27 protein-coding genes are annotated in these 26,953 nt (G+C 60.9%); 14 read left to right on the top strand and 13 right to left on the bottom strand.

Annotated elements, in window-relative coordinates; translation table 11 throughout:
• Nucleotides 1-43: 43 nt before the first annotated feature.
• From PQR54_RS11320 to PQR54_RS11330, 3 genes are all read left to right on the top strand, one after another.
• Nucleotides 44-1,297, top strand: a complete 1,254-nt coding sequence (locus PQR54_RS11320; protein ID WP_408245548.1) for an ABC transporter substrate-binding protein — start codon at nucleotides 44-46, stop codon at nucleotides 1,295-1,297.
• Between the two features lie 64 nt (nucleotides 1,298-1,361).
• The gene (locus PQR54_RS11325; RefSeq protein ID WP_408245550.1) at nucleotides 1,362-2,339 is read left to right on the top strand and encodes a carbohydrate ABC transporter permease; all 978 of its coding nucleotides are present in this window, start codon (nucleotides 1,362-1,364) and stop codon (nucleotides 2,337-2,339) included.
• A gap of 10 nt (nucleotides 2,340-2,349) precedes the next feature.
• Nucleotides 2,350-3,201 carry a carbohydrate ABC transporter permease gene (locus tag PQR54_RS11330; RefSeq protein WP_012426475.1) on the top strand — a complete coding sequence of 284 codons (852 nt, stop codon included), beginning with the start codon at nucleotides 2,350-2,352 and terminating at the stop codon, nucleotides 3,199-3,201.
• A gap of 143 nt (nucleotides 3,202-3,344) precedes the next feature.
• Here PQR54_RS11330 and PQR54_RS11335 read toward each other — a convergent pair whose 3' ends face one another.
• Nucleotides 3,345-5,183 carry a tannase/feruloyl esterase family alpha/beta hydrolase gene (locus PQR54_RS11335; protein ID WP_408245552.1) on the bottom strand — a complete coding sequence of 613 codons (1,839 nt, stop codon included), beginning with the start codon at nucleotides 5,181-5,183 and terminating at the stop codon, nucleotides 3,345-3,347.
• A gap of 586 nt (nucleotides 5,184-5,769) precedes the next feature.
• On the opposite strand from PQR54_RS11335, the gene PQR54_RS11340 reads away from it, so the two are divergent.
• On the top strand, nucleotides 5,770-6,270 hold the full coding sequence (locus tag PQR54_RS11340) for a lysozyme inhibitor LprI family protein (RefSeq protein ID WP_408245554.1): 501 nt from the start codon (nucleotides 5,770-5,772) through the stop codon (nucleotides 6,268-6,270).
• A gap of 45 nt (nucleotides 6,271-6,315) precedes the next feature.
• Here the strand turns inward: PQR54_RS11340 and PQR54_RS11345 are convergent, their stop codons facing one another.
• From PQR54_RS11345 to PQR54_RS11375, 7 genes are all read right to left on the bottom strand, one after another.
• Nucleotides 6,316-6,987, bottom strand: a complete 672-nt coding sequence (locus tag PQR54_RS11345) for an energy transducer TonB (RefSeq protein ID WP_408245556.1) — start codon at nucleotides 6,985-6,987, stop codon at nucleotides 6,316-6,318.
• Nucleotides 6,988-6,991: 4 nt separating this feature from the next.
• Complete coding sequence (locus PQR54_RS11350; RefSeq protein WP_408245558.1) at nucleotides 6,992-7,390, bottom strand: ExbD/TolR family protein; 399 nt, start codon at nucleotides 7,388-7,390, stop codon at nucleotides 6,992-6,994.
• Entirely contained in the window at nucleotides 7,387-8,034 is a 648-nt protein-coding gene (locus tag PQR54_RS11355; RefSeq protein ID WP_408245560.1) for a MotA/TolQ/ExbB proton channel family protein, read from the bottom strand. Before PQR54_RS11355 ends, PQR54_RS11350 begins: the two co-directional genes overlap by 4 nt.
• Before the next feature lie 27 nt (nucleotides 8,035-8,061).
• Entirely contained in the window at nucleotides 8,062-10,407 is a 2,346-nt protein-coding gene (locus tag PQR54_RS11360) for a TonB-dependent receptor (RefSeq protein ID WP_408245561.1), read from the bottom strand.
• 557 nt (nucleotides 10,408-10,964) lie between these two features.
• Nucleotides 10,965-11,759 (bottom strand): alpha/beta hydrolase, encoded by a 795-nt coding sequence (locus PQR54_RS11365; protein WP_408245563.1) that lies wholly within the window; start codon nucleotides 11,757-11,759, stop codon nucleotides 10,965-10,967.
• Nucleotides 11,760-11,876: 117 nt separating this feature from the next.
• On the bottom strand, nucleotides 11,877-12,227 hold the full coding sequence (locus PQR54_RS11370; protein WP_408245565.1) for a DUF4148 domain-containing protein: 351 nt from the start codon (nucleotides 12,225-12,227) through the stop codon (nucleotides 11,877-11,879).
• 62 nt (nucleotides 12,228-12,289) lie between these two features.
• Nucleotides 12,290-12,439 (bottom strand): hypothetical protein, encoded by a 150-nt coding sequence (locus PQR54_RS11375; RefSeq protein WP_408245567.1) that lies wholly within the window; start codon nucleotides 12,437-12,439, stop codon nucleotides 12,290-12,292.
• Between the two features lie 467 nt (nucleotides 12,440-12,906).
• Between PQR54_RS11375 and PQR54_RS11380 the strand changes: the two genes are divergently transcribed.
• From PQR54_RS11380 to PQR54_RS11395, 4 genes are all read left to right on the top strand, one after another.
• Nucleotides 12,907-14,151 (top strand): Crp/Fnr family transcriptional regulator, encoded by a 1,245-nt coding sequence (locus PQR54_RS11380; RefSeq protein WP_408245569.1) that lies wholly within the window; start codon nucleotides 12,907-12,909, stop codon nucleotides 14,149-14,151.
• A 72-nt stretch (nucleotides 14,152-14,223) separates the two neighbouring features.
• Entirely contained in the window at nucleotides 14,224-14,988 is a 765-nt protein-coding gene (locus tag PQR54_RS11385) for a flagellar motor protein (protein ID WP_012426485.1), read from the top strand.
• 49 nt (nucleotides 14,989-15,037) lie between these two features.
• Nucleotides 15,038-15,706, top strand: a complete 669-nt coding sequence (locus PQR54_RS11390) for an OmpA family protein (protein ID WP_408245571.1) — start codon at nucleotides 15,038-15,040, stop codon at nucleotides 15,704-15,706.
• A gap of 132 nt (nucleotides 15,707-15,838) precedes the next feature.
• Nucleotides 15,839-16,693 (top strand): helix-turn-helix transcriptional regulator, encoded by an 855-nt coding sequence (locus PQR54_RS11395; protein WP_408245573.1) that lies wholly within the window; start codon nucleotides 15,839-15,841, stop codon nucleotides 16,691-16,693.
• 124 nt (nucleotides 16,694-16,817) lie between these two features.
• On the opposite strand, the gene PQR54_RS11400 is transcribed toward PQR54_RS11395, so the two are convergent.
• Entirely contained in the window at nucleotides 16,818-17,120 is a 303-nt protein-coding gene (locus tag PQR54_RS11400; RefSeq protein WP_408245575.1) for a DUF4148 domain-containing protein, read from the bottom strand.
• A gap of 163 nt (nucleotides 17,121-17,283) precedes the next feature.
• Complete coding sequence (locus PQR54_RS11405) at nucleotides 17,284-17,850, bottom strand: thioredoxin family protein (RefSeq protein WP_106301150.1); 567 nt, start codon at nucleotides 17,848-17,850, stop codon at nucleotides 17,284-17,286.
• Between the two features lie 210 nt (nucleotides 17,851-18,060).
• Between PQR54_RS11405 and PQR54_RS11410 the strand changes: the two genes are divergently transcribed.
• The 4 genes from PQR54_RS11410 to PQR54_RS11425 are packed head-to-tail and all read left to right on the top strand — an operon-like array spanning nucleotide 18,061 to nucleotide 20,621.
• Nucleotides 18,061-18,432: a GFA family protein gene (locus tag PQR54_RS11410; RefSeq protein ID WP_408245577.1), complete on the top strand. Its 372-nt coding sequence runs from the start codon at nucleotides 18,061-18,063 to the stop codon at nucleotides 18,430-18,432.
• Nucleotides 18,429-18,551: a hypothetical protein gene (locus tag PQR54_RS11415; RefSeq protein WP_274378474.1), complete on the top strand. Its 123-nt coding sequence runs from the start codon at nucleotides 18,429-18,431 to the stop codon at nucleotides 18,549-18,551. The genes PQR54_RS11410 and PQR54_RS11415 overlap by 4 nt, the downstream gene beginning before the upstream one ends.
• Nucleotides 18,552-18,558: 7 nt before the next feature.
• Nucleotides 18,559-19,299 (top strand): response regulator, encoded by a 741-nt coding sequence (locus PQR54_RS11420; protein WP_408216698.1) that lies wholly within the window; start codon nucleotides 18,559-18,561, stop codon nucleotides 19,297-19,299.
• Entirely contained in the window at nucleotides 19,296-20,621 is a 1,326-nt protein-coding gene (locus PQR54_RS11425) for a sensor histidine kinase (protein ID WP_408245580.1), read from the top strand. Before PQR54_RS11420 ends, PQR54_RS11425 begins: the two co-directional genes overlap by 4 nt.
• A 37-nt stretch (nucleotides 20,622-20,658) precedes the next feature.
• On the opposite strand, the gene PQR54_RS11430 is transcribed toward PQR54_RS11425, so the two are convergent.
• The gene (locus PQR54_RS11430) at nucleotides 20,659-22,332 is read right to left on the bottom strand and encodes an FAD-dependent oxidoreductase (RefSeq protein ID WP_408245582.1); all 1,674 of its coding nucleotides are present in this window, start codon (nucleotides 22,330-22,332) and stop codon (nucleotides 20,659-20,661) included.
• Between the two features lie 316 nt (nucleotides 22,333-22,648).
• Here PQR54_RS11430 and PQR54_RS11435 point away from each other — a divergent pair, with 316 nt between their 5' ends.
• Nucleotides 22,649-24,565, top strand: a complete 1,917-nt coding sequence (locus PQR54_RS11435; protein ID WP_408245584.1) for an SMP-30/gluconolactonase/LRE family protein — start codon at nucleotides 22,649-22,651, stop codon at nucleotides 24,563-24,565.
• Nucleotides 24,566-24,651: 86 nt separating this feature from the next.
• Nucleotides 24,652-24,984, top strand: coding sequence for a DUF2322 family protein (locus PQR54_RS11440; RefSeq protein ID WP_408245586.1), 333 nt, complete (start codon nucleotides 24,652-24,654; stop codon nucleotides 24,982-24,984).
• A 110-nt stretch (nucleotides 24,985-25,094) separates the two neighbouring features.
• Here PQR54_RS11440 and PQR54_RS11445 read toward each other — a convergent pair whose 3' ends face one another.
• Both PQR54_RS11445 and PQR54_RS11450 read right to left on the bottom strand, forming a co-directional pair.
• On the bottom strand, nucleotides 25,095-26,096 hold the full coding sequence (locus tag PQR54_RS11445) for a transketolase family protein (RefSeq protein ID WP_408245588.1): 1,002 nt from the start codon (nucleotides 26,094-26,096) through the stop codon (nucleotides 25,095-25,097).
• Nucleotides 26,093-26,938: a transketolase gene (locus PQR54_RS11450; protein ID WP_408245590.1), complete on the bottom strand. Its 846-nt coding sequence runs from the start codon at nucleotides 26,936-26,938 to the stop codon at nucleotides 26,093-26,095. Before PQR54_RS11450 ends, PQR54_RS11445 begins: the two co-directional genes overlap by 4 nt.
• Nucleotides 26,939-26,953: the final 15 nt, after the last annotated feature.

Raw genomic sequence — 26,953 nt, forward strand, 5'->3', positions numbered from 1 at the left:
AACGACAACGACGCAAAATCAAGGAATCAAGGAGACAGGCAACATGAAAATGAAACCACGCAAGATTCTGTTGGCACTCGCGCTGGCCGCCGCGGCGGTGGGGACGTCTGCCGTCAGCACGGCGCAGGCGGGTACGCTCACGGCCAATATCGCGTTCAAGGGCGCGAGCCAGCGCGCGGTCTGGCAGTCGGTGATCGACGACTTCAAGAAGGCGCATCCCGGCATCGACGTGAAAGTGTCGTTCGTCGACGAAGAAGCGTACAAGGTGCAATTGCCCGGCTGGCTGACGACCGTCGCGCCCGACATCGTCAACTGGCATGACGGCGAACGCATGGCTTATTACGCGCAGCGCGGCCTGTTCGAAGATCTGAGCGGCGACTGGGCGAAGAACGGCTGGAACGACATGTATGCGTCGACCAAGGAAGCGTCGTCGTATAAGGGCAAGCAGTACGCCGCGCCGACCGTGTACTACTCGTGGGGCATGTTCTATCGCAAGGATCTGTTTCAAAAGGCAGGTATTAGCGGCGAGCCGAAGACGTGGGATCAGTTTCTCGAAGACTGCAAGAAGCTGAAGGCCGCCGGCATCACGCCGATCGCCGTGGCAGGGCGTGATTCGTGGACGCTTGCCGGCTGGTTCGATTATCTCGACTTGCGTTTGAACGGCAACGCGTTTCACCAGAAGCTGATGGCGGGCGAAATTCCGTACACCGATCCGCGCGTGAAGAAGGTTTACACGACGTGGAAGCAATTGATCGACGCGGGCTATTTCATCGACAACTCGCTCTCCTACGATCTCGATTCGGTGCAGCCGTTCCTGTTCCAGGGCAAGGCCGCGATGATGCTGATGGGCACGTTCATCACCGCGGGTTTCCCGCCGAACGTGAAGCCGGAAATGGGCTACTTCCAGTTCCCGATCATCGACGCGAAGGTGCCGACTGCTGAAGACGGCCCGGTGGAGTCGCTGCATATCCCGTCGAAGGCGAAGAACAAGGCGGATGCGCACACGTTCCTGGCGTTCGTCGAAACGCCGGAAATCGGCGCGAAGCTGGCGACTGGTCTGGGCTCTCTGTCGGCGAACAGCAAGTCGCCGGAACCGGAAGATCCGATCTCCAGGATCGGCTTCCAGATTCTTGCGAACACCAAGGGCGGCATTGCGCAGTTCTATGATCGCGACATGACCAAGGAAATGGCCGACGAAGGCATGAAGGGGATGCAGCAGTTCATCTCCGACCCCGCGAAGCTCGACGACGTGCTCGCGCAACTCGAGCAGACGCGCAAGCGGATCTACAAGAAGTGAGCGGTGGCGGCCGCGAGGCCGCCTTCCGTTGTATTGACTCAGGATTTGGATCTGGAGAACGATCGTGTCGCATTCCGTCACCCGCCACACTGTGAGCGGTCCCGCTGAGCCCGGTGGCCCGGGCTTGCCCGCACCGGGCGGCGCCGTGCGCGGCGGCAAGCCGGCCAGTTCGCGGCGGCGCGGTCCGTCGCCCACCGCGCGCCGGCAGCGGCGCGCCGCTTTTCTGTTCCTCGCGCCGGCCTGCGTGATGGTAGCCATTTACGTGGTGTGGCCGATCCTCTCCACCATCCGCCTGAGCTTTTTCAACTGGGACGGAATGAGCGAGCCGTCGTTCGTCGGACTCGCGAACTACGTCGAGTTGTTTCATGCGCAAACCTTCTACACCGCGCTGAAGAACAACGTCATCTGGCTGCTGCTGTTTCTGCTCGCTCCGCCGACGGGACTCGCCGTCGCGTTGTATCTGAATCAGGCGGTCGCCGGCATCCGTATCGTCAAATCGCTATTCTTCGCGCCGTTCGTCTTGTCGGGCGTGGTGGTCGGCTTGATCTTCTCGTGGTTTTACGACCCGACCTTCGGCCTGCTCGCGATGATTCTCGGCCACGGCGTGCCGGTACTCGGCGACCCGCGCTATGCGACGTTCGGGATCGTGTTCGCGGCACTGTGGCCGCAAACCGCTTATTGCATGATTCTCTATCTGACCGGGCTGACCTCGCTGAACGCCGAGCAGATCGAGGCCGCGCGCATGGAAGGCGCGCGCGGCTGGTCGATGCTGTGGCACGTGATCCTGCCGCAACTGCGGCCGACCACGTTCATGGCGATCGTCGTGACGATCATCGGCGCGCTGCGCAGTTTCGATCTGATCTCGGTGATGACGAGCGGCGGTCCGTTCGAAAGCTCGACCGTGCTCGCGTATTACATGTACGACCAGGCGATCAAGTACTACCGCATCGGCTATTCGGCGGCGGTGGCGGTCGTGCTGTTCGCCATCATGCTGGTGTACATCGTTTATCACTTGCGGCGGATGCTGCGCGCCGAGCAATAAGGAGCCGACCATGTTTCCGATTCCCATCGACAAATGGAAGCCGGCCACTCGCCGCATGTACAAATTGACGCTGCCGGTCGCGCTGCTGATCTGGCTGCTGCCGATGATCGCCGTGCTCGTCACGTCCGTGCGTTCGACGGAAGAGTTGAGCGAGGGCAACTACTGGGGATGGCCGAAGCACTTCGCGATGTTCGATAACTATCGCGAGGCGCTGACCACGTCGCCCATGCTGCATTACTTCTGGAACAGCGTGTTGATCACGGTGCCTGCCGTGGTGGGCTCGATTGCATTGGCGGCGATGGCGGGCTTCGCTCTGGCAATCTACCGGTTCCGCGGTAATTCGACTTTGTTCGCGACCTTCGTGGCGGGCAATTTCGTGCCGGTGCAGGTGTTGATGATTCCGGTGCGAGATCTGTCGCTGCAACTCGGTCTGTTCAATACCGTCAGTGCGCTGATTCTGTTTCATGTTTCGTTTCAGACCGGTTTTTGCGCACTATTTCTGCGCAACTTCATCAAGCAGTTGCCGTTCGAACTGGTCGAGGCGGCGCGCATCGAGGGTGCGAATGAATGGACGGTGTTCTTCAAGATCGTGCTGCCGTTGATTAGACCGGCGCTCGCGGCATTGGCGATTCTCGTGTTCACGTTCGTCTGGAACGACTACTTCTGGGCGCTGTGTCTGACTCAAGGTGACGATGCCGCGCCGATTACCGTGGGCGTAGCCGCGCTGAAAGGGCAGTGGACCACGGCGTGGAATCTCGTATCGGCGGGGTCGATTCTCGCGGCGTTGCCTTCGGTGGCAATGTTCTTTGCGATGCAGAAGCATTTTGTCGCCGGTTTGACGTTTGGGGCGACGAAGGGTTGAAGTGGTTGTGTGTCGTGTTGAGAAGGGTTGCCCGCGAAAGCGGGCTTTTTTTTGTGGTTGAAGATGCTGCTATCCGCATTGCCTCGCAAGAGGTGCGGATAGCAGGAGCGTAGGCAGTTCAATTCAATGGTGCTTGCCTGACGTCAGTTATTGTCCCAGTGAGTCGGAACCTTGCGATAGCTGCTCCAGTTATTGCCGCCTTTGCAGATCAGATCCGAACCGTGCGTTTGGCACCAGGCTTCGTAGCCCGGCGAGTAGAGCCACTCACCGATCCAGTGCAGATCGACGCGCGGGTCCGACGACGGCGTGGAGGCTACGAAGTTGGCGGCGTCGTCGGTGCTGCCCGAGCCCGTGTAATGAGCCACCGACGGATACGGGAACACCGGACGCGTGCGCGTCGTTTGACCATTCGCATCCACGATCGAGGCGACGATCTTGCCCGGCTTGGTGCCGGTCTCCGCCCACGCCATCACCGACGTCACGATGTCGAACGTGTTCGGGCCATTGCCGCCACCGCAGTGCGCGACGCCGGGGAACAGATAGAGCTTGGTGAATTGATCCACCTTGTCGCTACCCATGTAGTACTTCATCTGCTCGTAGTACTCGATGGTGCCGCGCGGCGTGATGTGCTGATCTTCGAGGCCGTGCCACAAAATCAGCTTGCCGCCGCGACGCGCGAACGGGCTCAGGTCCGGATCGGTTGCCGCGAGATAGCTCGACACCGGCACGGTTTTCAGGAAGCCTTCGATCGTGAACTTGAGGTTGCTCAAGGTGGCGGAAGGATTCGAACCGTTGAAATAGTCGAGGTACTGCAGGAACGGCAAAACGAAGTTGATGCTCCCGCTCGGCCCGGCGTCGGTGGCCGGCACGAACAGACTCCAGTTCAATTCGCCGCCCCATTCGCGCGAGACCACTTGCTCGAGGTGGACGCCGTTCGCATCGGTCGCGCCGTCATGAATCTGGCGTACGACATTCACTTCAGCCTGCGAGAGGCAGGTGGATGCCGCCTGGCCCTTTGCGCACAGCATGGATTGCGGATTGAAGTGGCATACCTGCGGATTGTCGATCACGCCGTCCGCCACGCCGTCGATGCTATCGCACGCTTGCAGCACGGCCGCGTGGATCAACGGCAGTTTGCTCGCGAGCAGAATGTATTTGCCGGTCTTCGGATCGACGTTGATCACCGCTGGCCACGCGTGATGGAACGTGTTTTGCACGATGAGGTCGTTCGCCGGCGCGCCCGCTGCGATACCGTCGAAGTCGTCCGGGAAACGCTGTGCTTCCATCAACGCTTCACGGCCCCCATCGGAACAACCGTCGAAGTACGAATACTTCGCCGGCCGCGCGTAGAACTTGTTGATAATTGCTTTGGATACCTGTGCAGTGGCATGCTCCGCGCGGTACGCGAAATCGATCTTGGTCTGCGGATTGAGCGCCCACGAGCCGTCGTTGCCACCTTCGTGACCCATGTCGGTCGCGGCCATCGCGATCTGTCCGTTGGTGACGGGCACGCAGGTCGAGGCCATCGGCGCATTGACAGAGAGGTTGCCGCACAGGCCGCCGCAACCGGCTTGCAGGTAGCGTTGCGTCCAGCCTTGCGTCGGCAATTGCAACTCGAACAGCGAGGCGCCAGGTCCGATCGTCCCTTTTACGTCGCACACTGCTGCCGGCAATGTGTTCTGTCCCACGACGGTGCCCGCGGGAAGCACCGTGGCCGAGGTAATGGTGACCGTTCCGTCGGTGACGCCGCTGAGGTCCATGCTCATCACGGCGGCGCAGTTCATGGCGGGCATGACGGCGGGCAAATTGGCCAAGCCAGTGGTGGCAGCGCTCGCATTGATAGGCATGCCGAGCAGCGCAATGAGCGCGGCGCCCATTAGCGCGGCAATCGATCTGCCGCTGACGGTCCGTTGAAGAAGCCAGGCCCGTACTGCCGGCAGCCAGCCTCGTGCTGCACATCCTGTTTTGAAAAGACCAGGCATCTTTGTCTCCTGTTGTTGTCGTCGATTAATGCGGGGCGGACGGTGTTCGCAGCCGTCTGAATAGGGCCGGTTGAAGCGCACCGCTGTCGACCTCGGTGCGCGGGTTCAATATAGGCGGGCGTAGTGTGGGAAAGAAGGCATGGCACAGTTACCGGAAGGACGATCAAAATCAGCTATCCGAAACTTTCTGCCTGTTGCGGCGAATTACGAAGGCGATCTGAAGCGCTTCATTAATTAGAAAAACGCCGCATAATCAATGAGGTAGTGTGTGGTGTCGCGCGGTCATGCGAGGCGGCGAGTCGAGCAGTTCCGTCGCGAGTGTCGGCTTGTGCGATAAGAAAAATAGATTGGATTTCATTACCTTCGCAATCGCGCTGCTTTGATCGACACCGTCATCGATATCATCGGAGCTACGTGGAAATATCGTGTAAGCACTTTTGATTCACGGCGTGTTCTCCCATCATCGCGGCAGATCGCGGGCGCTATTCTGCTGTCACAGCTAGCGCAACCCCTGATTGGCTGGCAGCAGGCGCGACATAGTCTTGTCACGCCTGAGCCTGGTTATTTCCCTGAACAGAGGCCCGGTATGTCTACCTTGAACATCGTTTTGTCCCGCGCTTTTCAACGTCTCGCGACGCCGTCCACCTTGCTGTCGATCAGCATGCTGGTCGCAGGCGCCACGCTTGCTGTGGACGCGTCCGCGGCAAGCTTCAAGTGCACGAGCAAGTCGTCCGCATCGGAAAAGATCGTCTGTAAGGAGCCGTCGCTGTCGGCGCTCGACGATCGTCTTGCTGCCGCGTGGCAACGCGCGAAAGAGGCAACGCTCGACACGGCGGCGCTCGAAGCGGCACGTACGCATCAATGGCTCTGGCGCCAGCACAACTGTACAGATGAGGCTTGCGTGAAGAGCTGGTACGACCGCCGTATCGCCGAACTGGACGCCGACTACGTGCAGGCGAAGCAGGCGCGCCGCGAAGCGTTCGACGCGTCGCTGGCCGGGCAGAACCTCGCGCCTTCCGCCGCTGATGCGGTTCGGAAGATGAAGGGCGAGTCCGTTGCGAATGCGACGACCGCCAGTGCGCAGTAGTTGCCGGGGGTGATGGCGCGTCGGCGGGCACGATGCCTCGACGCGCTAGCTCACATTGAAATGCACGCGGACGTCCTGCCTGCTTTCGACGGGACGGCCGCCCTGCAATGCCGGGAAAAAGCGCCATTTGCGTAGGGCTTCGAGGAGAAGTTGGTTGAGGCGTGGATTTTGTGTCGGCTTGAGCAGTTCGACATCGACCGAGCCGTCGACATGAATCACGAAGCGTGCCGTCGCGACGGTTTGATAGGCTTGCTCACGTAGATCGTCGGGTAATTCGGGTAACGGTTGCGTGATAGAGCGCGCGGCCGTGTCGCCGGGAGAGATGGCGGGTGATGATGTGCTTTGTTTCTCCTCGGATGAGCTGGTTGAGCGCGCGGGGGATTCGGCGGGCGCGCTGGGCTCATTGGGAGCAGGGATGGGGGCAGGGTGAGCGTTCGGCGTTGGATTTGGTGGAGCGAGTTTCGGCACAGCATGCTGACGTGGCTCGACCGGTCGCGGTGGCTTGACCGCAGGCGCCGGTTCAGGATGCATTGCCGGCGGCGGCTCGAGTTCCACCACGCGCATCTCCAGCGGCTTGTCTGGTGCCCGCCCGGATGTCGCTGCGTCGAGCCAATGTCCGAGCGCGAACAGAAACACGACCCAGACTACGAGCGCGACGACGATCGCCAGTACGATCCGAAGCGTCGGCGAATCATCGATTGAAGTGGTCGGACGCATCGGGCTATTCGCGACGCACGGCGATCAGAAACCGCGCCGCACCGGCACGGCGTGCGGCGAGCATGGCCTGCACGACTGCGCCGTGGCCCGCTGCGTCGTCGGCGGCAATGACGACATTGGCGTCGGGCTGAAGCAGTCGTTTTACCGTCGGCTCGATCTGATCGGGGCGCACCGGCAGATGGTTCACGAAGATCTCATTGCGACTATTGACCGAGATGGTTAGCGGCTCATGCGCGGCCATCTGCTGCGCGCGACCCGCGGGCAATGTCAGCTTGACAGTATCGAGCCGCTGCATGGCGAGCGATGCGAGCATGAACGTCGCGAGCAGAAAGAACATCACGTCGATCATCGGAATGATTTCGATGCGGCCACGTCTGGCCGCGCGCGAACGTTTGAACTTCACGACTGCGCTCCCGCGACGCTCGTGGCAAGACGTATTTCACCGAGCCGCGCAGTCGCGAACGATTCGAGTTCATCCATCAAGCGTTCAAGCCGACGGGAAAAATAGTTGAACGCGAAGAGTGCGAATAGCGCGACGACGAGACCGATCGCCGTCGCCACCAACGACTGCGCGACGCCGCCGGTGACGCCGGCCGGATCGACGAGCCCCGTGCCGCCGAACAACTGAAACGAATGCATCATGCCGACGATGGTGCCGAGCAAGCCCAACAGTGGCGCGGCCGTGACGATCGTCTCCAGCACCCAGAAACCCTTGCTCATGTCGCGCTCGATCTGCGAGGCGATCGATTGCGCATTGGCTTCGCGCAGCCATAGCGGAACGGACGCATCGGGGCGCCACGAGGTACTCATACGTTTGAATGCGTTCTGACGTGGTGCATGATGTAATCCGTTGTCCATGCCGGTGGAAGATTCAGGCATGTGCATTTCATGTGCGTTGTCCGTGCCCGGCGGCAGACGGCCAAAACGCAAAAATACATAGGCGCGATCGAGGACGATCGCAAGCGCCAGAACAGCGAGTGCCGTGAGCGGATAGATCACCCATCCACCCACGCGTACCGCCGCCAGAATATTCGTCCAATCTTGCATGACCGACCTCGTTGCTGCGTGACAGATTTAGAAATGCTTGGTGATACCGGCGTAGACGGCGAAATGCGGACCGTATTGCGGCGCGCCCACTCCGATGCCCGAGCCGTCGCGCAACTCATAAACACGATTGAATGCATTGACGACCAGCAAACGCGCATCGAACTTGCCCACTAGAGGCTGGTTGAAATGCTGGATCACGCCGAGGTTGATCTGCGCATAGACGGGCAGGCGATCGGTGTTGGCAAAGCCGCTTCGCAAGCCGCTGCCCACCAGGCCGTCGAAGGTGAACGTCGTTCTGCCGAGGTCGTACGTGCCGCCGAATGACGCGGTGATGCGTTGGTCGTGATCAAGATAAACCCAATGGTCGTTGATGTAGGCGAGTTCGTCCGCTTCGAAATTGAACTGAGCCGAGTCGATCTGTTTGCCTTGCGCGCGGCTGTAGGCGAAGTTCAGATAGGCGGACACGTTGTCCTGCTTGTAGTTCGCGGTGAACTCGAGTCCGTACACACGTCCGTACTGATAGTTGAACGGTGTGAAGATGAGGGCGGAGCCGAACTGACCTTCGTCGAGCAGGTTAGTGGATTTCTTGTAGTAGGCGTCGATGCCGACCGTCACGTTCGAACCGAGACGCTGCGTGACGCCGAGGTCGAAATAGTGACTGCGTTCCGGTTGCACCTGATCGTTCTGACTCGACGGACTCTGGTTGGTGGTTCCGTTAAAGCGGCTGATGGTCGAGCCCGACACCAGTTCGAATGCAGGCGGTGTGAAGTAGCGCGCGTAGCCGGCGTGAAAGGTGGTGGTCGGTGTCAGCGCATAGACCAGTCCGATGCGAGGGCTCAACTGGCTCGCACTGACGTACTCATCCATCTTGTCGTAGCGGAGCCCATAGTTGAACGTGAGTTTGTCGGTGATTTTCCATTCGTCCTGCACGTATGCGCTGTACAGGTAGCCGGTTTTGCTGCTCGAGTCGTGGATGTTGAAAGGCTGGTCGGATAACTGATTACCGTCGGCGTCCGTTGCAAACACGTTGACGCTGTCGTCGAATACAGCGTGTTCCTGCTGGAAAAAGAGGCCGGCGCGAATCGTATGCTTCTCGTTGAGTCGCCACGTGGTATCGACTTGCGCACCGTTGGCCGAGTTGCTGTGAAAGTCCTGGGACGCGACGCCGTTGAAAAGCAGGTCGCCCACCGGATCGGGATTGAATTGCGTTCGCGTGTAACGGGTGAATAGCGCGACCTGGTAGTCCAGTGCGCCGCCGTTGGTGCCTTGAAGCGCCAGCACCGCAAAATTGTTCAACTCCGATTGCGTTTCGTTCAACTGACTCGAATCGAACGTGTTGTTGCCGTTGAGCTTGAAATTGGTCTGCAGTCCGGGCGCGTTGGGAATTTCAAACTGGTTGCTCGTGGTGCCGAACATCAGGCTCACTCGCGTGAGCGGATTGATGATGTATGACATATAACCGAACGCATCGCCCTGACGGGTGTGGTCATGCAGCGCGTTCGCGCTCGCAGTCGGATTCTCGATGCCGAGGTTGTTGACGCCGAGCGAGCCGCTGAAGTAATAGCTGAACGGACCTTGCGTGCCGAACACGTCGGCGCTGGTTTTGAGGGTCTGGTGGCTGCCGCCGAATACGTCGATGGTGCCACCGTTGCCCGCGTCACCCGTCTTCGTGCGGATGTCCACGACACCGGCAGTCCGGTAGCCGTACTGCGCCGGCAGCGCTCCGGTCAGCAGATTGACCTGGTCGATGATGCGCGTGTCGAGCGCTTGCCCAAAACCGCTGATCGGTTCAGGAATGATGATGCCGTTGATGCGGTACTGCAGATTGGCGTGGTCTCCGCGAACGTGCAGTTGTCCGTATGAATCGCTGGCCACGCCTGGCGCCTGCAGCAGCACCTGATTCAGCGGTGTGTCCTGGCCCGCGGGTAGCGCTTCGATATCGGCCTGGCTGAAGCGGTACACGCTGCTGCCGGTCTCGGGCAACAGCCCATTGCGCGCTCTGTCCAGCCGCTTCGCGTTCACCTGAACGTCGAGTGTGCCGCTCTTCGCAAGACTCACGCTGACGGTGCTTTCCGCGCCGGCACTCGTAGTGGTGATGCTGTTGCCACTCGCAAATCCCGGTGCGGTGACGACGACCGCGTAGGTACCCGGTGTCACGTGCGCGATGGCGAAGCGGCCTTCGGCGTTCGTTTTCGCCTCACTGACAGCGGTGCCGCTCGCGTTCTGCACGATTACTGTGGCGTTGTTGACGGGTTGGCCAGCGGCGTCTGTGACTGCGCCGGTTACTGAACTTTCGTCAGTCGCGGCGTGGGCGTGGGCGGCCATGGCGAACAGCAGCAAAGCTGCAGAAGAGACGCGCGTGCGGATTTTCATCGTTATGTATTCGAGTGTGTTGGCGACTGGGTGAATGCGTTGTTCTGTTTTGGTCGACGGTTTTCCTGAGGCTGACGTGTGCTGCTGCGACTCGCGGCGTGGATCCCTTTCGGTCGCGAAAGTCTTTTGTACCGCCTAGAGAATGTTATATCATTACATTCGTGGAAAACAATGACAAGTTGATGGCGCGTTGGTTTTGATGCGTGGGATGAGATGACGAGCGCAATTCACGGCTGCGCGGTTGCCCGGTTTTGGGCAGCTGGCGTAGTGCAGTGCGTATTACTGGCTGTAGGTTTCGTGTGCCGGCTAATGCGGCGGGAAGGCAGTTTTGATCGCGTGTCGAACGCTTTTGTGGATTCGACCAGGCAGCTGTTGCTCTCGCTGACGACGCGGTTCATTTCAGATGCGATGAAGTTGCAGCCGTGGGCGCCAAAGTTCAAGTTGTGGCTTGTTGACGAGCCACGAGCGTCGCCACGCTGAGAGCAGCGTGGCGGGCAGAGAGCGATTGCCTTGTGAATGACGCTCTTCGCATCGCTCCGGATTGTCTACATGCCAGTTCAAGACTGTGCGTGCTTCGCCGCGTCTTCGATGACGGCTGCTACTTCCTTCGGCCGCGATTCATAGACCGAGTGGCTTGCGCCCGGGATCACTGTCGTATGGCTGTGCGCGCGTGCGTAATACCAGCGTTCGAGATCGGGGTTGATGATCTTGTCGTCGGCTGCCACGATGCCCCAGCTTGGCTTGCTCGTCCAGGCGGCGACCGTCATCGGCGCCGAAAAGACTTTCGCGGCCGTCAGAATTTGCGAGTGCGATTCGAACTGCGCTTGCTTGAGTGGCAGATCGGCAGCGAAATCCTTAGGGAAATCCGCGGGATTCAGATAAGTGTATCCGTCGCCGGTCTTCACGATGGCGCCCGGTTGCTTCGATGTATAGCTCGGCATGCCTTTGCCAAGATCGCTTTCATCTTCGCCGACGGCCGGTGCGTGCGCGGCCACATACACCAGGCCCACGACGTTCGGATGCACACCTGCTTCAGTGATGACCGAGCCGCCGTAGCTGTGAGCCACGAGAATCGTCGGGCCGTTCTGCTGATCGAGCACGCGTTTCGTGGCGGCGACGTCGTCGTCGAGCGATGTCAGAGGCTCCTGCACGATGGTGACGTGATAACCGTCCCTGGTCAGCTTGTCATAGACCGGCTTCCAGCCGGAGCCGTCCACCCATGCGCCGTGTACGAGAACAATGTTGTGGACGGGCGCGGTTTGCGGTTTAGCGTCTTGCGCCATCGCGGCAGTAGAGGCGAAAAGGGCGGCAGACAACGACAAGGCCGTGGCGACGAGAGGCAAAACTTTCATGACACACTCCGGTTTATAAGTAAGTAACTATTCTTAAAAAGATGTTTTCAAATTGCTTGATAAAAGTAGGAATCCTGTTGATATAAATGGCGAAACAGGATTCCCGATACGTGTCATTCAGCTGCCGAAGAAGACATTGCAGAAACTGACGGGGCCGACGCAGCTGGAATCGGTCGACGCGTTCTTGCGCATGCCGGACGAAGAGTTGCCGTTTTGCGCCACGCCACCGTACGACGACTGCGTCGTCTGCGGAGCGGTCTGCGCGGCGACCTTTGCTTCGGCTGCCTGAATGGCGGCCGGATAATTAGCGTCGTCGCCAAGCGAAGGGTTGTAGCCAGCCTGTTCGAGGCGCACCAGATCGGCACGCACTTCAGCACGTGTGACGGGGCCATTCGATTGTGCGAAGCTCACAACAGGGGCGGCCAACGTGCCGACGGCGAGAGCGAAACAAACGAGAGCTTTTTTCATGATAAAAATTCCTTGATCAATGCGATGAGTAGAGAGGCAACGATTGCCTGAAGCGTGCCGATTTAGCTGCCGAAGTACGGCGTGCAGAAACCTGCGGGGCCGACACACTGCTGCGTGTTCGTGTGCATATGTTCCTTCGCCGAGGCTTGGGTAGCGAAACCTGCTGAAGCGAGAACGATCAGCGAGAAAATGAGAGAGAGTTTGCGTTTCATCGGGATGCCTAAATAGTTAGAGATTGAAGATGCCTTGTGAATTAAGTGAAGCTACCTCTTTGCTTATCCACCGACATGACCCGCTTGCAATGAGAGCCGCGCGTACATGCCTGTTTCGTCACTACCTTGCAGCGTTTGTCGCTGTCATGTAGGGGCGAACACATCGGGTTTCCTCTTATTCCAAATTTTTTTCGCGACTGCCAAAAAGAATTTTTGACCTTACATTTTCATGAACGTTTGACGCGCATGCGGCTCGCGCTGCCGCCATGGAACGAAGAAACCAGCATCGCGCAAAGCCTTATCCAGTCAGGCTCCCAAACGTTTGCGGCGTTAAGTCTGACGATTACATTTATTAAAGCTTTGCGTTTTGCATGTCGTTATCCAGTCAAATAATCAGGACCATCGACATGCGCAAGCCTTCTGCACGGCAAGCGCTGACGAGGAAATCGCTCTTCGGGGGAATCATCTTGAATCACCAACGATCGCCATGGTCGCGTACAGCGGCTCCGGGCGAAGTCATCTATTCCGAAGGCTTTGCGGGCGACGCCGTCGTCTACGTCATTGCGGATGGCAAAGTCGAAATCTCCACCCAGTGCGACGAGAAGAAGGTGATTCTCGCCACGCTGGGCAAAGGTGAGTTTTTTGGCGAGGCGGCTTTGCTGCCGCCCGAACCGCGAGCGCACACCGCGAAAGCACTGAGCTTCTGCCAGTTGACCGTCATCGCGGCGGGCGTAGTGGAGGAGGAGCTAGAACGTGTCTCGCCGTTGCTTCGCCATATCGTACGCACGCTGATCCGGCGGGTGAAAAAGAAGGACGATGTCCTCGCCACCAATACGCACGCGGACTTTCTGCCGGGCGTCGTGTCCTACGCGCACGTCCTTTCGTTGATGGCGGGCGGCGAGAATGCCGACAGGCCGGACGGCCGCATGCGTCGCGCGCAAAGCGAGGAATTCTCGGTGCCTCTGCCTGACGTAATCAGAAAGTGCCATGCCATTGCCGGCCATTCGCGTCCGCATGTGATGGCCATGCTCAAACGAATGGAGAAACTCAATCTCGTTTCGCTCGAACCGGGCCGGTCCGATCGCCCGAGCACCACCTCGGCGCGCTATTCCGCGCAGGACGGCGCAACGAGCCGGCAACTGGTCACGTTCGATCCCGTGCGAATCACCGAGCGTGCGCAACAGGTAGCGGACCACGATCTCGATCTCTCCATCAGCAGCGAACTGGAACTGATCGAACTGGACGACCTGGAAGCTTTGATCGGCGTCGAGAAGAAGGTGATTCTCAACAAGCTGTCCCACGCGGAAATCGCGGAAGACCTTTTTGCGTTTCGCAAGACCAAGGTGTTGAATTACGTCGAGGAAAAAGGCATCAGCTATTTCTCGCGCCGCAGTACCCGCGGTTTGACCGACCTGAAGTCGCTCGACGATCTGGAGTTTGTCGACCAGCGAACCTTGTTCGAAGCGGTGAGCGCGTTCGATACATACGACCTCGCGAAACTGCTTTCCGCCGTGACGGGCCAGCCGATCGCCGAGCGGCTGCTCTCGGTGATGACCGAGGCGAGAAAGAAAGAAGTCTCGTGGGTCATGCGTCGGGAGATCAAGATCGATCCACTCGAAATCGCCGAGATCGAAGAGCGCTTTCTCGAGATCGTGCGAGCAATCAAAGCTCCGGCCGCCACGGCTGCGCCGCTTTCCAATCTGGACGCCTGACGCGCGACACGCAAACGGCAGGCCGCGTCGGCTTCGAGGTTCGAAGTCGCGGCCGGCCATTCGAGAGGACATATGGATCTGTTGACGCTATTTGGCGCGGTGTTCGGCGTGACGGCGATCGTCGCGGGTTTCTCGCTCGAGGGCGGGCACTTTACTTCGCTGTTTCAGTTGGAGGCATTCGTCATCGTTCTGGGCGGCACTTTCGGCGCGGTGATGATTCAGAACACCTGGGCAAGGTTTTTCGATGGCATCAAGCAATTGCGCCTTGCTTTTGTGAAGGCGCGGCAGGTCGATCGCGAGAGCCTGTCCGTCCTGCTCGAATGGGGCGATCAAGCCAAATTGAATGGCATGCTGGTGTTCGAGTCGATCGAGGCGGGCGGCATCAATCCGTTTGCCAAACGAGGCTTGGAGTTGCTGGCAAACGGTGTGTCGACGGCCGTGCTGGAAGACGCCTTGCAGCGGGAGCTGGATGCGTATGAGCGCAATCACATGTTGGCCGCGCGGATCTGGCAACAGGCCGGCGGTTACGCACCGACGTTCGGCATTCTCGGCGCGGTGCTCGGTCTGATTCAGGTGACTGGCCATATGCTCGAGCCCGCGCAACTCGGGCAAGGTATCGCGGTGGCTTTTGTCGCGACGCTATACGGTCTTGCATTGGCCAATCTGGTCTTTCTGCCGTTGTATGGAAAGATCAGGGCGCAGGTGGACAGCGAATTGCGCTTCAGGCGTTTATATCTCGACGGCCTGCTCGCGATTTCGCGCAAAGAGTCGCCTCACACCATCGAGACGCGGCTCGCGGGTGACGTGCGGGAAAGATCGGCCGAGTTGCTGGGCTAATGTGCTTTGACGGCAATCACAGGTAATTTCGGGCGCAAACTTTTCGGATATGAACACCTCCTCGGGTAACAAGCGCCTCACGGCGGACAAGACCGGCTACGACGCCGACGATGAAGGCGAGGCGCAGTCCGGGCGCTGGCTGATCTCTTACTCCGACCTCATCACCACGCTGATGGTGTTGTTCCTTGCGCTCTATGTGCTGCAGTTGGCCAAAACGAGGGAGCTCGAAATCAAGGCGCTGGAGCGTCATGTGACGACAGAGGCGGCGCCCGCTACGCCGGATGCCTCGAAGAAGCAGCTCCTTTCTCTGCTGGAGCCGCTTCGAGACAATCGCCAGATCACGATTTCAAACGCGGCTCAAGGCGTGGAGATCGCCATCAACGCCAAAATTCTGTTCAACTCGGGCGATGCGCGTTTGTTGCCGGAATCATTCGACGTGCTGACTCAGATTGCCGGCGTGCTGCGCGACCGATCGAAGCACAACATTCTCGTTGAAGGGCATACAGACAATGTGCCTATTTCAACGGCGAAATACGAATCCAATTGGGAGCTGTCTTCCGCAAGGGCCGGCGCTGTGGTTCGCTTTTTCGCGGACAAAGGCATCGAAGCGCACCGAATGGCCGCGATCGGCCGGGCCGACAATTTTCCCTTGATCATCGGCGACGACGCGGCGGCGCGCGCCGCGAATCGTCGCGTGACGATTCTCGTCGAGTACTGAGTTGACGCGGGCGGAGGAAGGCCCAAAGCAGGACCCGAAGCATCCAGGCATTCATTTCGCGCTAGAGTATCGACAGTAGCGTCGCCGCAATGACACGGATTCCGACGCACGAGAAAATTGTCGAGATCCCTTATGCCTGTCAACACTCCGCCTGATCCGCTCGGCGCTGCATGCACTTCATTGGGCAGTTTCCTGCGCGATCGCCGCTCGCGTTTGCAACCGGGACCGGACGCGCCGAGCCGTCGTCGTACGCCGGGTCTGCGGCGCGAAGAAGTGGCGGCGCGGGCTAACGTCAGCGTCGCGTGGTACACGTGGCTGGAGCAGGGGCGTGGCGGCTTGCCATCGAACGAGGTGCTGGAGCGGCTCGTCCGCGCACTCGAACTCGACGCCGCGAGCCGCGAGATGCTGTTCCTGCTGGCCCAGCAGCGGCCGCCGCCGCTCACCCCGCTCGCGCCGCGGCAGGTCACGCCGGCTTTGCAGAGAGTACTCGATGGCATGCCCAGCAGTCCCGCCATTGTGAAGACGCCGACGTGGGACGTCGTGGCCTGGAACGCGGCCGCGGTCGCGGTGCTCGGCGACTACGCCGCTGTGCCGGCGCGCGAGCGCAACGTGCTCAGACGCCTGTTCGGCGGCCCGGCAGTGCGTGAAAGCCAGCCGGACTGGGAGGAAAGCGCGCGTGCCGCGCTGGCCGTGTTTCGCATCGATATCGCGCGCATCGGCGGGTCTGTGGAAGCCGCGGCGCTTGTCGCCGAACTGCAGGCGAGCAGCGCGGATTTCCGGCGCCTCTGGGCGGAGAACGACGTGCGCACTCACTGGATTGGAACGAAGCGTCTGCGTCACTCGCAGGCCGGACCGATCACGCTCGAGTATTCGGCCTTCGCCGTGGATGGCGGCGACGGTCTGAGCCTGGTCGTCTTTGCGCCGGCCTCAGCCGCGGACCTTCGTGCGGTGGAAGCGCTCATCGCGCGAACCACTCAAGCTGCGTGACGAACGCGGGTCTTCGCTGGCGTGAATTCAAACGGGCATCGGCCCGGCAGATCATTGGTCACCCGCGTCACAAGGAGCGCCCGGAGCGCTCCTTGTGACGCCAACGTCGACGCCAAACGGTCACTCAGCTACCCATATAAAGCGAACGATTCAGGTTGGCAAGTTGACCATATTTCTCGGCTTGCACGAGTTCCTGGCGAACCTGTGCACGCGTTTTCTGTGCGGCACTGGCCGTGCTCGCGGACCATAGCGGCTGCGCTGCCTGTGCGATCTGCGAAGAATCGACGCTAGCGTTCGAGGGCGCCGGAACCGCAGCGTGAGCAGCACTTCCGATCACGCAGGCAGCAAAGGTCAAAGCAATCATGGAAACTTTCATATCGTTCTCCTTGAACGGTTGGATAAGAGACGTCCGCGAATCTGAATGCATGAGCAGAGGTCGACCAGGACTTGCTGCGATGGGATTCTTGGTCAGAGAAGCGGCGTTGACGTATTGAACCGCGCGGGCGTATCTGGCATGTGTCGGAAAAGCGGCGAATTGCAACGTCGTGTATCGCCGCAATCCGCGGATACATTCCGATACGAACGCGCGGCTATCCTTGCTGCGCGAGCAGGGCTTGAATCTTCGCTTCCGTCTTCGCATAGTCGCCTTCGCCGAAATGCGTGTAGACGATGCGGCCTTGCTTGTCGAGCAGATAGAAGGCCGGCCAGTACTGATTGTTGTACGCGTTCCAGGTCGCATAGCGATTGTCCTGCGCGACCGGGTAAGTGATGCCGAAGCGCTTGATGGCGGTCTTCACGTTGTCGGTGTCGCGCTCGAACGGATATTCGGGTGTATGCACACCGATAACCGTCAGCCCCTGGTCCTTGTATTTCTGGTTCCAGCTTTTCACGTAAGGCAGCGTGTTGATGCAGTTGCCGCAGGTGTACGTCCAGAAATCGACCAGCACCACCTTGCCGCGCAGTTGCTGCAAGGTGAGCGGATCGCTGTTGAGCCATTGTGAAATGCCGGTGAAGTCGGGAGCCGCCGCGTTGGTCCCGAGCGCGGGCACACTCGCGCCCGGTTCGGGCGACCCCGCGAAAGCGGCGATACCGCTCGCGGCTGCGGCGGCGATCACGGTTGCGACGGCAAGCGTTTTGATCTTGGATGCGGAGAGCATGTCAGGGTCCTTTCAGGAAGAGGCTAGAAACGGCAATTCGCGTATCAGCCGCGAATGACTGTATTGAAGCGTCCGCAGGTATCTGGCATGTGTCGCCCAAGCCGTGTGGGTGCAATGTTGTGTATCTGTACGAGGTCCAGATACACTGCGACACAATTCCCCGTGCGAGCCAGGCTATAAAGCAGGCATTGCCAAAACACGGAGAGCACCATGAGCGCCGACTTGCTGCACGGATCCTGCCATTGCGGGGCTGTCAAATTCGAAGTGCGTACCTCGATCACGCCGGCTGGTCGTTGCAATTGCAGCCTGTGCCGCCGTAAAGGCGCGTTGATGACGCCATTGTTCCCGGCAAGCCAGTTGAAGATCCTGAGCGGCGAAGACTCATTGACGCTTTACCAGTTCAACACGCGGGTAGCCCGGCACTATTTCTGCAAACATTGCGGCGTCTATCCGTTTCATCAGACGCGTAAAGACCCGCAGTCGTGGCGAGTCAACATCGGTTGCCTGGAAGGCGTCGATCCGTATAGTCTGGAAGCGGGAGTCGCGGACGGCGCGAGCCTCTCCGTATTGGAGGACGCATGAAACGCCTGCTGGCTATCGTCGTATTCCTGACCGGCGGCCTTGCCGCCGAACTGGCGCATCCGGTGCAGTGTTCATTGATGGTTGCGAGCCGGGTGCAGTTGAAACGCCAAAAGAGATGATGCATTGATGGAAACCATCGATCACGTACTGATTGTCGACGACGACCGTGGCATCCGCGAATTGCTGGCCGGTTATCTCGAGAAAAACGGCATGCGCGTCTCGCTCGCGGCGAACGGGCGCCAGATGCGCGCGGCGCTGGAGCAGGGCGCGCCCGATCTGATCGTGCTGGATCTGATGATGCCCGGCGAGGACGGTCTGGTGCTGTGCCGCGAACTGCGCGCCGGCAAATTCCGCGCTGTGCCGGTATTGATGCTGACGGCCCGCAACGAAGAGGCGGACCGCATCGTCGGGCTGGAAATGGGCGCGGACGACTACCTGCCCAAGCCCTTCGCCGTGCGCGAGTTGCTCGCGCGCATCCGCGCCGTGCTGCGGCGCGCGCGCATGCTGCCGCCCGGCATGCAAGTGACGGAATCGGCGCCGATGCTGGCCTTCGGCGACTGGCGCCTCGACACCACCGCGCGTCATCTGCTGGACGCCGAAGGCACCATGGTCGCGCTGAGCGGTGCCGAATACCGCTTGCTGCGCGTGTTTCTCGACAATCCGCAGCGGGTGCTGACGCGCGATCAACTGCTCAATCTCACGCAGGGCCGCCAGGCCGATCAGTTCGACCGTTCGATCGATCTGATGGTGAGCCGTCTGCGTCAACGCTTGCGCGATGTCGCGCGCGAGCCGCGTTACATCAAGACGCTGCGCAGCGAGGGTTACGTGTTTTCCGCGGCGGTGACGGCCATCGAGGATCCGCAATGAACCGCTGGTCCTGGCTGCACTGGCCGCGCACGCTGTTCGCGCGGCTCGCGCTGATTCTGTTCGTCGGCCTCGCGTTGGCGCAGACCTTGTCGTTCTGGCTCACGCTGACCGAGCGCGACCAGACCATGACCAACGTGATGATGGGTTACATCGAGCGCGAAGTGAGCAGCTCGGTGGCGCTGCTCGATCATCTGCCGCCGAACGAACGCGCGCAGTGGTTGCCGCAGCTCGCGCGGCGCAGCTATGAGTTCATCCTGGGGCCGGGCATCACGGGCACCCCGATCGATGCGCATCTGTCCGAGCGTGTGGCGCAGTCCATCGCGGACGGCATCGGCAGGCACTATCCGCTGACGGTGAATGCCGTTCCCGGCGACAATGAGCGCCTGCAGGTGCATCTGCAACTGAGCGACGGCACGCCGCTGACCATCGATATGCGCCCCATGTCGGGCGCGCCGCTGTCGCGCTGGCTGCCGCTCGTGCTGGCGTTGCAACTGGCGGTGCTGGTCGCATGCTGCTGGCTGGCGGTGCGGGTCGCCACGCGGCCGTTGCATCAACTGGCGCTCGCCGCGGATACGCTCGGCCCCGACCTGAAGGCGGCGCGCTTGCCGGAGGACGGGCCGTCCGAAGTATCGCGCGCCGCGCGCGCCTTCAACGCGATGCAGGATCGCATCGCCACTTACATGACCGAACGCATGCAGATTCTGGCGGCGATTTCACACGATCTGCAAACGCCGATCACGCGCATGCGCCTGCGCGTCGACGTGATGGACGACGACGCCCAGGGCGCGAAGCTGCGCCAGGACCTGCAGGAAATGGAAAGCCTGGTGAAGGAGGGCGTGACGTACGCGCGTACGCTGCACGGCGCGACGGAAGTTCCTTGCCGTGTCGATCCCGACGCGCTCCTCGACAGTCTTGTCTGCGACTATGTCGACGCCGGCCAGGCGGTCAGCCTGGAAGGGCGGCTCGGCGATTCGCTGGTGACGCGTCCGCAGGCCTTGCGCCGCATACTCGGCAACCTGGTGGACAACGCGCTGAAGTTCAGCGGCGCGGCCGAGATCACGGCAGCTACTTTGCCCAACGGCGAGACAGCGATCGCCGTGCTCGACCGCGGTCCCGGCATACCGGCCGAGTCGCTGGAAGCGGTGTTCGAGCCGTTCTACCGGCTCGAAGCGTCACGCAATCGCGATACGGGCGGCACGGGGCTGGGCCTCGCCATCGCGCGGCAACTGGCCATGGCGATGGACGCGACCCTCACGCTGCACAACCGTTCCGGCGGCGGTCTGGAAGCCCGCTTGACGTTGAGGAATCTGCGCAAGGCGTAGCGGCCGTCGCGGACCGCCAGGCGCCTTGTGCAGCGGTTCAGCGGTTCAGCGCCAGATATTGATGCAGCGACTGAATCGCGGCCGCTCCTTCGCCGACGGCGGCGGCGACCCGCTTGACCGAGCCGCTGCGCACGTCGCCCACGGCGAAGATGCCGGGCCGGCTCGTCTCCAGATAATGCGGCGGCCGGTCCGACGACCACTGCGGAATCGCATCAGGACCCGTGAGCACGAAGCCGTGTTTGTCGAGCGCGACGCAATCGCCAAGCCAGCCGGTACTCGGCTGTGCGCCGAGAAACAGGAACACGTGGCGGATCGGCTTCTCTTCGATGCGGCCTTGACTGTCCCACTTGATCGATTCGAGCTGCGTCTCGCCGTTCAGTTCGACGATTTGCGTGCGCACATGGACGCTGATGTTCGCCGCCGCTTCGATGCGCCGGATGAGATAGTTCGACATGCTCGCGCTGAGTCCGTCGCCGCGAATCACGATATGCACATGACGCGCGAATCCCGACAGGAACACCGCGGCCTGCCCAGCCGAATTTCCCCCGCCGACGATGATCAATTCCTGGTTGTTGCAAAACGCGGCTTCCATATAGGTCGCGCTGTAATAGATGCCGCTTCCCTCGAACTCTTCGAGGCGCGGCAACTGCGGTTTCCGATAGCGCGCGCCGGTCGCAATGACGACCGCGTTGGCATACACGTGCTCGTCGTAGTTGAGGCGCAAGTGAAAGGGCGGCGCGTTCTCGCATTCGATGCCGAGCACTTCGATCGGTACGCCGACTTCCGCGCCGAACTTGCGGCATTGAGACAGTCCACGGCCGGCAAGCGCTTGCCCCGAAATGCCGGTCGGGAATCCAAAGTAATTTTCGATCTTCGAGCTGGTGCCGGCCTGGCCGCCGGGCGCCTTGGTGTCGACCACCGCGACTCGCAGCCCTTCTGAGGCCGCGTACACCGCGGCCGCGAGGCCTCCCGGTCCCGCGCCGACCACGACCACGTCGAACCGTTCGCCGTTCAGCCGGTCGGGGCTCAGACCGATCGCATCGGCCACCGCGCGGTTGGTCGGCTGCTTCAGCACATTGCCTTGCAGGGTGACGATCACCGGTATGTCGGCTTCGGTTGCGTCATAACGTTCGAGCAAGCCCTTGGCTTCCTCGTGCTCGACGATATCGAAGTAGGCGAAAGGCTGTGCGTTGCGGCTCAGGAAATGCCGCAACACTAGCGTGCTCCACGAAGCCGAACTGCCGATCACCAGAGTGCCGCCGTGCTGATCCTGAATGAACGCGACGCGCCGCAGGATGAAGGCGCGCATGATCGTTTCGCTCAGTTCCGCTTCCGCGACGACGAGCGCCCGCAGCGATTCCTCGTCGATGACGATCACTTCGCAGTCGCTGGTGGCGCGTGCCGTTGCGACCGCGCCGCGACCCGCGAGTGTTCCCACTTCGCCGGTGAAGCAACCGGGGCCGTGCGTGCCCAAAACATGGTGCTTGTCGCCGATGCCCCGGGTCGCCTCGATCGAGCCGGAGACAACGGTAAACATGGGAATGTGCCGATCGCCTTCGGTGAACAGGACATCGCCTGCCTTTAGCCGCCGGCGTTCGCCATATCGTTCGAGCACGGCAAACTGCTTTTCATTGAGCCTTGGGAAAATCTGATGATGACGGCTGCCGCCCGCCACCAGGTCTTCGGGTCTGCTTGACGATTTGTTGCCCATGGAGCGTTCCGAATGGAGCGCGCGTATTGCGCGCTGGGGTGAACTCGCGGCCGGATGCGGTATCGGCGCGAACGATTCGAATGATCGGAAAAGACGGCGGACCGTCCTGTCCGCAGAGATTGTGCGCCTGAGATTAGTGGTCGGTAAAGTGCGAAAAACAGGGGTGTTCCGCGTGCTAGCGGGTGGCCCGTTTTCGTTTTACATGCACGCTGCATCGTTCAATCACTGTGCGCCAACCATATCTTCATACTAATCACCAACATTTCATATCTGGCGAGGTACATTGTCGAGGACGATTGTTCGGGGAGCATCATCCATGGTCAGGCACCGCCTCCATGCCGCGCTTCTATGCGCGGCGATCACCATGTTCGCGCAAACCTGCTACGCGCAATACACCACCGACTGGCTGGGCAATACGTTCGGCACGCTCGCCGCGCACGTGGGCAACACCGCGCGTTCGCTGTGGGTCGCGCCCGAAGGCGTGATCTACACGGCTTCGTTGTGGGACGAAAACGAGGGCGGCGTCGCGATCTATCAGAACGGCCAGAGCCTCGGCTCGATCGGCACGCACGCCGACTTCCAGGGCAGCGCCATTACCGGCAATGCCACGTCGATCTTCGCAGCGTTGCAATACAACAGGTCGTTCGGCAGCGGCTCAGTGGGACGCTACAACCGCGCCACGCAGACGCGCGACCTGATCATCCCCGTCAGCGTGTGGACGTCGATACCGCATGCCGATGTCATCACCGGACTCGCGACCGCGGGCTCATTGCTGTATGCAAGCGACTTTTTCGGCAATCGCGTGCGCGTTTTCACGACCGACGGCGTCTGGCAGCAGGACATCAAGGTATCCAGTCCTGGTGCACTGGCATTGGATAGCGCCGGCAACCTCTGGGTCGCGCAGCAGAGCGCGGGCACGATCGTCGAATTCAGCCCGGCCGGCGCGCTGCTGAATACGATCCAGATGCCGGCGGCGTCGCGGCCTTCCGCGTTGTATTTCGATGCCGCGTCCGGGCAACTCATGGTCGGCGACCAGGGGCCGGACATGAACGTCAAGCGCTACACGATCGCGGGCACGCCGACGCTCGCCGGCACGTTCGGCATTCAGGGCGGCTATCTCGACACCACCAGCGGCATCAAAGGGCAGGTGGGCGACAAGCGCTTCACACGCGTGGTCGGCATCGGCAGGGACGTCGCCGGCAATCTGTACGTGCTCAACAATCCGTGGGGCGGCGGCTGGGATCTCGGCCGCAACGGCGCCACCGACCTTCACGCGTACGATAGCGCCGGCAACCTCGAATGGAAGCTGCAGTCGCTCAACTTCGAGGCGATCGCCGCGCCGGATCCGTCGACGGACGCCGCCTACTTCTACAGCGGCATGCACATTTACACCGGCACAGCAGGCGGCACCTTCGTCGCGAACACGGTCGATCCGTTCACGTATCCGTCCGATCCGCGCCTGAACATGAACGACACGCAACGCGGCCAACACTTCGGCCAACTCGTCACGGTTGGCGGCAACCGGATTCTGGTGGCGTCCGGACAGAACCCGGGCATCTTCTACTTTTTTCATTTCAACCCCGCGAGCGGCTACATAGCGATTCCGGACGCGTCGATTCCGGGGACGGCCTTCAATACGAACCTGCAGGTCACGGGCGGCTTCAGTATCGACAGCCGGGGCGACGTGTGGGCCGGTTTGGACCGGACGAATCACATCTACCACTATCCGCTCACCGGCTTCGACGGCAACGGCAAACCGTCATGGGGACCGGCGGTCACGATCTCCATACCGCAGAGCATCCGGCCGCTCACGCGCATCCTCTACCTCGCGGAGAGCGACACCATGATCCTCGCGCAAGGCATTGCCGGAAGCTGGGACTGGACCGCCATGCAGTCGCGCATCGAGGTCTATCACGGCTGGAGCGCGGGCAACACCACGCGGCCCGATCCGGTAATCACGCTCACCAGCGCCAATCCCAAGTCGATCACGGCGGCGGGCAATTATCTGTTCGTCGGCTACGTGCACACGGTGCCCAATATCGACGCCTTCAATCTCACCACGGGCCAGCTCGTTACTACGCTGATCAATTCGAGTCCCGGCACCGTGGATGTCGGCAACGACGTCGATTCGATGTACGGCCTGCGCGCGTATCTGAGGGCAGCGGGCGAGTACGTGATCACGAAAGACAACTACAACGGGTCGAGCATCGTGGTGTATCGCTGGACGCCGTGACGGCCGTGCGCTCAGGCTTGCCATGCCACCCTATCGGATAAGATACGGCCCGCGCCGCAATTTTTCGAACACAAGGAGTGGTTTCAATGATTCAACCGGGCAACGTATTCAAGGACAACCTCGCGCAGATGCCGGGCATCGACGCAATCGCGCGTATCGATCTGGTGGACGGCAAGGGCGCCGTGGTGGCCAGCATCGAGAACAAACCGGGCAAGCAGGGATCGCTCGCGGTGTACAACTACCTGCAGCAGACCTTCGGCACGCTCGACGCCAAAGCGGCCGAGCACGGCCTCGTCGTGTTCGCCGAGCACACGGCCGATGCGCGTAACCGTCCGGGCGCGCATCCGAACGTCGACATCCTGCTCGCGATTGCCGCGGGTGGGGAAGCTTTGCGGATCGATGTGGTCTCCGCCGGCTGAAGTTAGTTGTTTATCATCGGCGTGGCGCTGTGGGCGAGTCGGTCGGCTCGGTCGCGCCGTACCGATGAGACGACGCCGGCAGCATGCCGGCGTCGTCCATCAAGACACGCTCAGTTCAGCCAGCCCTTGATCGCCTCGGACATCGTGGCGGTCGAAATGCCGTAGCGGTCGTGCAGTGTCGGCAACGCGCCGGCATCGAGGAACGCATCGGGCAATCCCACTTGCCGGAAGTGGCACGCTACGCCCGCGCGCATCAACTCCGCAGCGACTGCTTCGCCCAAGCCGCCGATCACCGTATGGTTCTCGGCCACCACCACGAGACGTCCCGAGCGCTTCGCTTCGCGCACAATCGTTTCCGTGTCGAGCGGTTTGATGGTCGGCACATGCAGCACGGCTACGCCGATCTTGTCGCTCTCCAATGCCTTCGCCACTTCGAGTGCGCGCATCGTCACGATGCCCGACGAGATGACCAGCACTTCGGCGCCGTCGCGCAGCAGCTTCGCTTTCCCGAGCTCGAAGGTGTAGTCGTATTCGTCGAGTACGGCGGGCACGTTGCCGCGCAACAGGCGGGCATAGACGGGACCCTTATGTGCGGCGATCGCGGGCACCATCTGCTCGATGTCGAGCGCGTCGCACGGATCGATCACGGTCATATTGGGCATCGCGCGCATCACGGCGAGATCTTCCGCGGCCTGGTGACTCGGACCGTAGCCGGTCGTCAGGCCCGGCAGCGCGCAGACGATCTTCACGTCGAGATTGTCTTCGGCGATCGCCTGATGCATGAAGTCGTACGCGCGGCGCGTGGCGAACACCGCATAAGTGGTGACGAAAGGCTGCGCGCCTTCATGCGCGAATCCCGCTGCCGCGCCCATCAGCAATTGCTCGGCCATGCCCATCTGGTAGAAACGCTCCGGGAATTCCTTGGCGAAGATGTGCAGGTCGGTGTATTTGCCAAGGTCGGCCGTCATGCCGATCACGTTCTGCTTTTGCCGAGCCAGTTCCACCAACGCGTGGCCGAAGGGCGCGGAACGTGTGACCTGTCCTTCGCTCGCGATCGACGCGATCATCGCGGAGGTCTTCAGGCGCGGTTTGCTCGCGGTTGCGTTGCTCATGCTTGTCTCCCTTCTTTGAGTGCTTGCAGCGCCAATTGCCATTCATCGGCATCGACGCGGATAAAGTGGTTCTTCTCGCGCTGTTCGAGGAACGGCACACCGCAACCCATGCGCGTGTCGGCGATGATGATGCGCGGCTGCGCTTCAGGATGGGTGCGAGCCGCATCGAACGCGGCGGCCACGGCGGCGATATCGTTGCCGTCCACGCGTTGCGTGAACCAGCCGAATGCCTCGAGTTTTTCGACGAGCGGCTCGAACGCCATGATCTGCGTCGACGGACCATCGGCCTGCTGGTTGTTCACGTCGATCACGGCGATCAGGTTGTCGAGCTTCCAGTGACTCGCCGACATCAAGCCTTCCCAGATCGCGCCTTCATCCAGTTCGCCGTCGGAGAACAGCGTGTACACGAAAGACTTCGACCCTTTGCGCTTCAATCCAAGGCAGCGGCCCACCGCGATCGTCAAACCCTGGCCGAGCGAACCGCCGGACATCTCCATGCCGGGCGTGTAGCTCGCCATGCCTGACATCGGCAAGCGGCTGTCGTCGCTGCCGTAGGTTTCGAGTTCTTCGGGCGGCAGAATGCCGGCTTCGAAGAGCGCCGCATACAGTGCAATCGCGTAATGCCCGTTCGACAGGAGAAAGCGGTCGCGCTCTTCCCAATCGGGATCTTCCGGCCGATAACGCATCGCGCCGAAGTAAGCGACAGCGAGCACATCGGCGATGTCGAGCGCCTGGCCGATATAACCCTGGCCCTGCACTTCACCCATCAACAGCGCGTTTCTACGGATACGGTATGCGTGTTCGGCGAGGGTTGCCGTCGGTACGTGTTCTGGACTGTTCATGTTGTCTCCTGTGAT

It is taken from the genome of Paraburkholderia phytofirmans, from assembly GCF_046028095.1.
Taxonomy (GTDB): Bacteria; Pseudomonadota; Gammaproteobacteria; order Burkholderiales; family Burkholderiaceae; genus Paraburkholderia; species Paraburkholderia phytofirmans_A.

Bases quoted from the DNA above. Each gene is read 5' to 3' on its own strand.
- PQR54_RS11320 (WP_408245548.1), top strand. From the start codon at position 44: ATGAAAATGAAACCACGCAAGATTCTGTTGGCACTCGCGCTGGCCGCC.
- PQR54_RS11330 (WP_012426475.1), top strand. From the start codon at position 2,350: ATGTTTCCGATTCCCATCGACAAATGGAAGCCGGCCACTCGCCGCATG.
- PQR54_RS11335 (WP_408245552.1), bottom strand. From the start codon at position 5,183: ATGCCTGGTCTTTTCAAAACAGGATGTGCAGCACGAGGCTGGCTGCCG.
- PQR54_RS11340 (WP_408245554.1), top strand. From the start codon at position 5,770: ATGTCTACCTTGAACATCGTTTTGTCCCGCGCTTTTCAACGTCTCGCG.
- PQR54_RS11345 (WP_408245556.1), bottom strand. From the start codon at position 6,987: ATGCGTCCGACCACTTCAATCGATGATTCGCCGACGCTTCGGATCGTA.
- PQR54_RS11355 (WP_408245560.1), bottom strand. From the start codon at position 8,034: ATGCAAGATTGGACGAATATTCTGGCGGCGGTACGCGTGGGTGGATGG.
- PQR54_RS11360 (WP_408245561.1), bottom strand. From the start codon at position 10,407: ATGAAAATCCGCACGCGCGTCTCTTCTGCAGCTTTGCTGCTGTTCGCC.
- PQR54_RS11365 (WP_408245563.1), bottom strand. From the start codon at position 11,759: ATGAAAGTTTTGCCTCTCGTCGCCACGGCCTTGTCGTTGTCTGCCGCC.
- PQR54_RS11370 (WP_408245565.1), bottom strand. From the start codon at position 12,227: ATGAAAAAAGCTCTCGTTTGTTTCGCTCTCGCCGTCGGCACGTTGGCC.
- PQR54_RS11375 (WP_408245567.1), bottom strand. From the start codon at position 12,439: ATGAAACGCAAACTCTCTCTCATTTTCTCGCTGATCGTTCTCGCTTCA.
- PQR54_RS11385 (WP_012426485.1), top strand. From the start codon at position 14,224: ATGGATCTGTTGACGCTATTTGGCGCGGTGTTCGGCGTGACGGCGATC.
- PQR54_RS11390 (WP_408245571.1), top strand. From the start codon at position 15,038: ATGAACACCTCCTCGGGTAACAAGCGCCTCACGGCGGACAAGACCGGC.
- PQR54_RS11395 (WP_408245573.1), top strand. From the start codon at position 15,839: ATGCCTGTCAACACTCCGCCTGATCCGCTCGGCGCTGCATGCACTTCA.
- PQR54_RS11400 (WP_408245575.1), bottom strand. From the start codon at position 17,120: ATGCATTCAGATTCGCGGACGTCTCTTATCCAACCGTTCAAGGAGAAC.
- PQR54_RS11405 (WP_106301150.1), bottom strand. From the start codon at position 17,850: ATGCTCTCCGCATCCAAGATCAAAACGCTTGCCGTCGCAACCGTGATC.
- PQR54_RS11410 (WP_408245577.1), top strand. From the start codon at position 18,061: ATGAGCGCCGACTTGCTGCACGGATCCTGCCATTGCGGGGCTGTCAAA.
- PQR54_RS11415 (WP_274378474.1), top strand. From the start codon at position 18,429: ATGAAACGCCTGCTGGCTATCGTCGTATTCCTGACCGGCGGCCTTGCC.
- PQR54_RS11420 (WP_408216698.1), top strand. From the start codon at position 18,559: ATGGAAACCATCGATCACGTACTGATTGTCGACGACGACCGTGGCATC.
- PQR54_RS11425 (WP_408245580.1), top strand. From the start codon at position 19,296: ATGAACCGCTGGTCCTGGCTGCACTGGCCGCGCACGCTGTTCGCGCGG.
- PQR54_RS11430 (WP_408245582.1), bottom strand. From the start codon at position 22,332: ATGGGCAACAAATCGTCAAGCAGACCCGAAGACCTGGTGGCGGGCGGC.
- PQR54_RS11435 (WP_408245584.1), top strand. From the start codon at position 22,649: ATGGTCAGGCACCGCCTCCATGCCGCGCTTCTATGCGCGGCGATCACC.
- PQR54_RS11440 (WP_408245586.1), top strand. From the start codon at position 24,652: ATGATTCAACCGGGCAACGTATTCAAGGACAACCTCGCGCAGATGCCG.
- PQR54_RS11445 (WP_408245588.1), bottom strand. From the start codon at position 26,096: ATGAGCAACGCAACCGCGAGCAAACCGCGCCTGAAGACCTCCGCGATG.
- PQR54_RS11450 (WP_408245590.1), bottom strand. From the start codon at position 26,938: ATGAACAGTCCAGAACACGTACCGACGGCAACCCTCGCCGAACACGCA.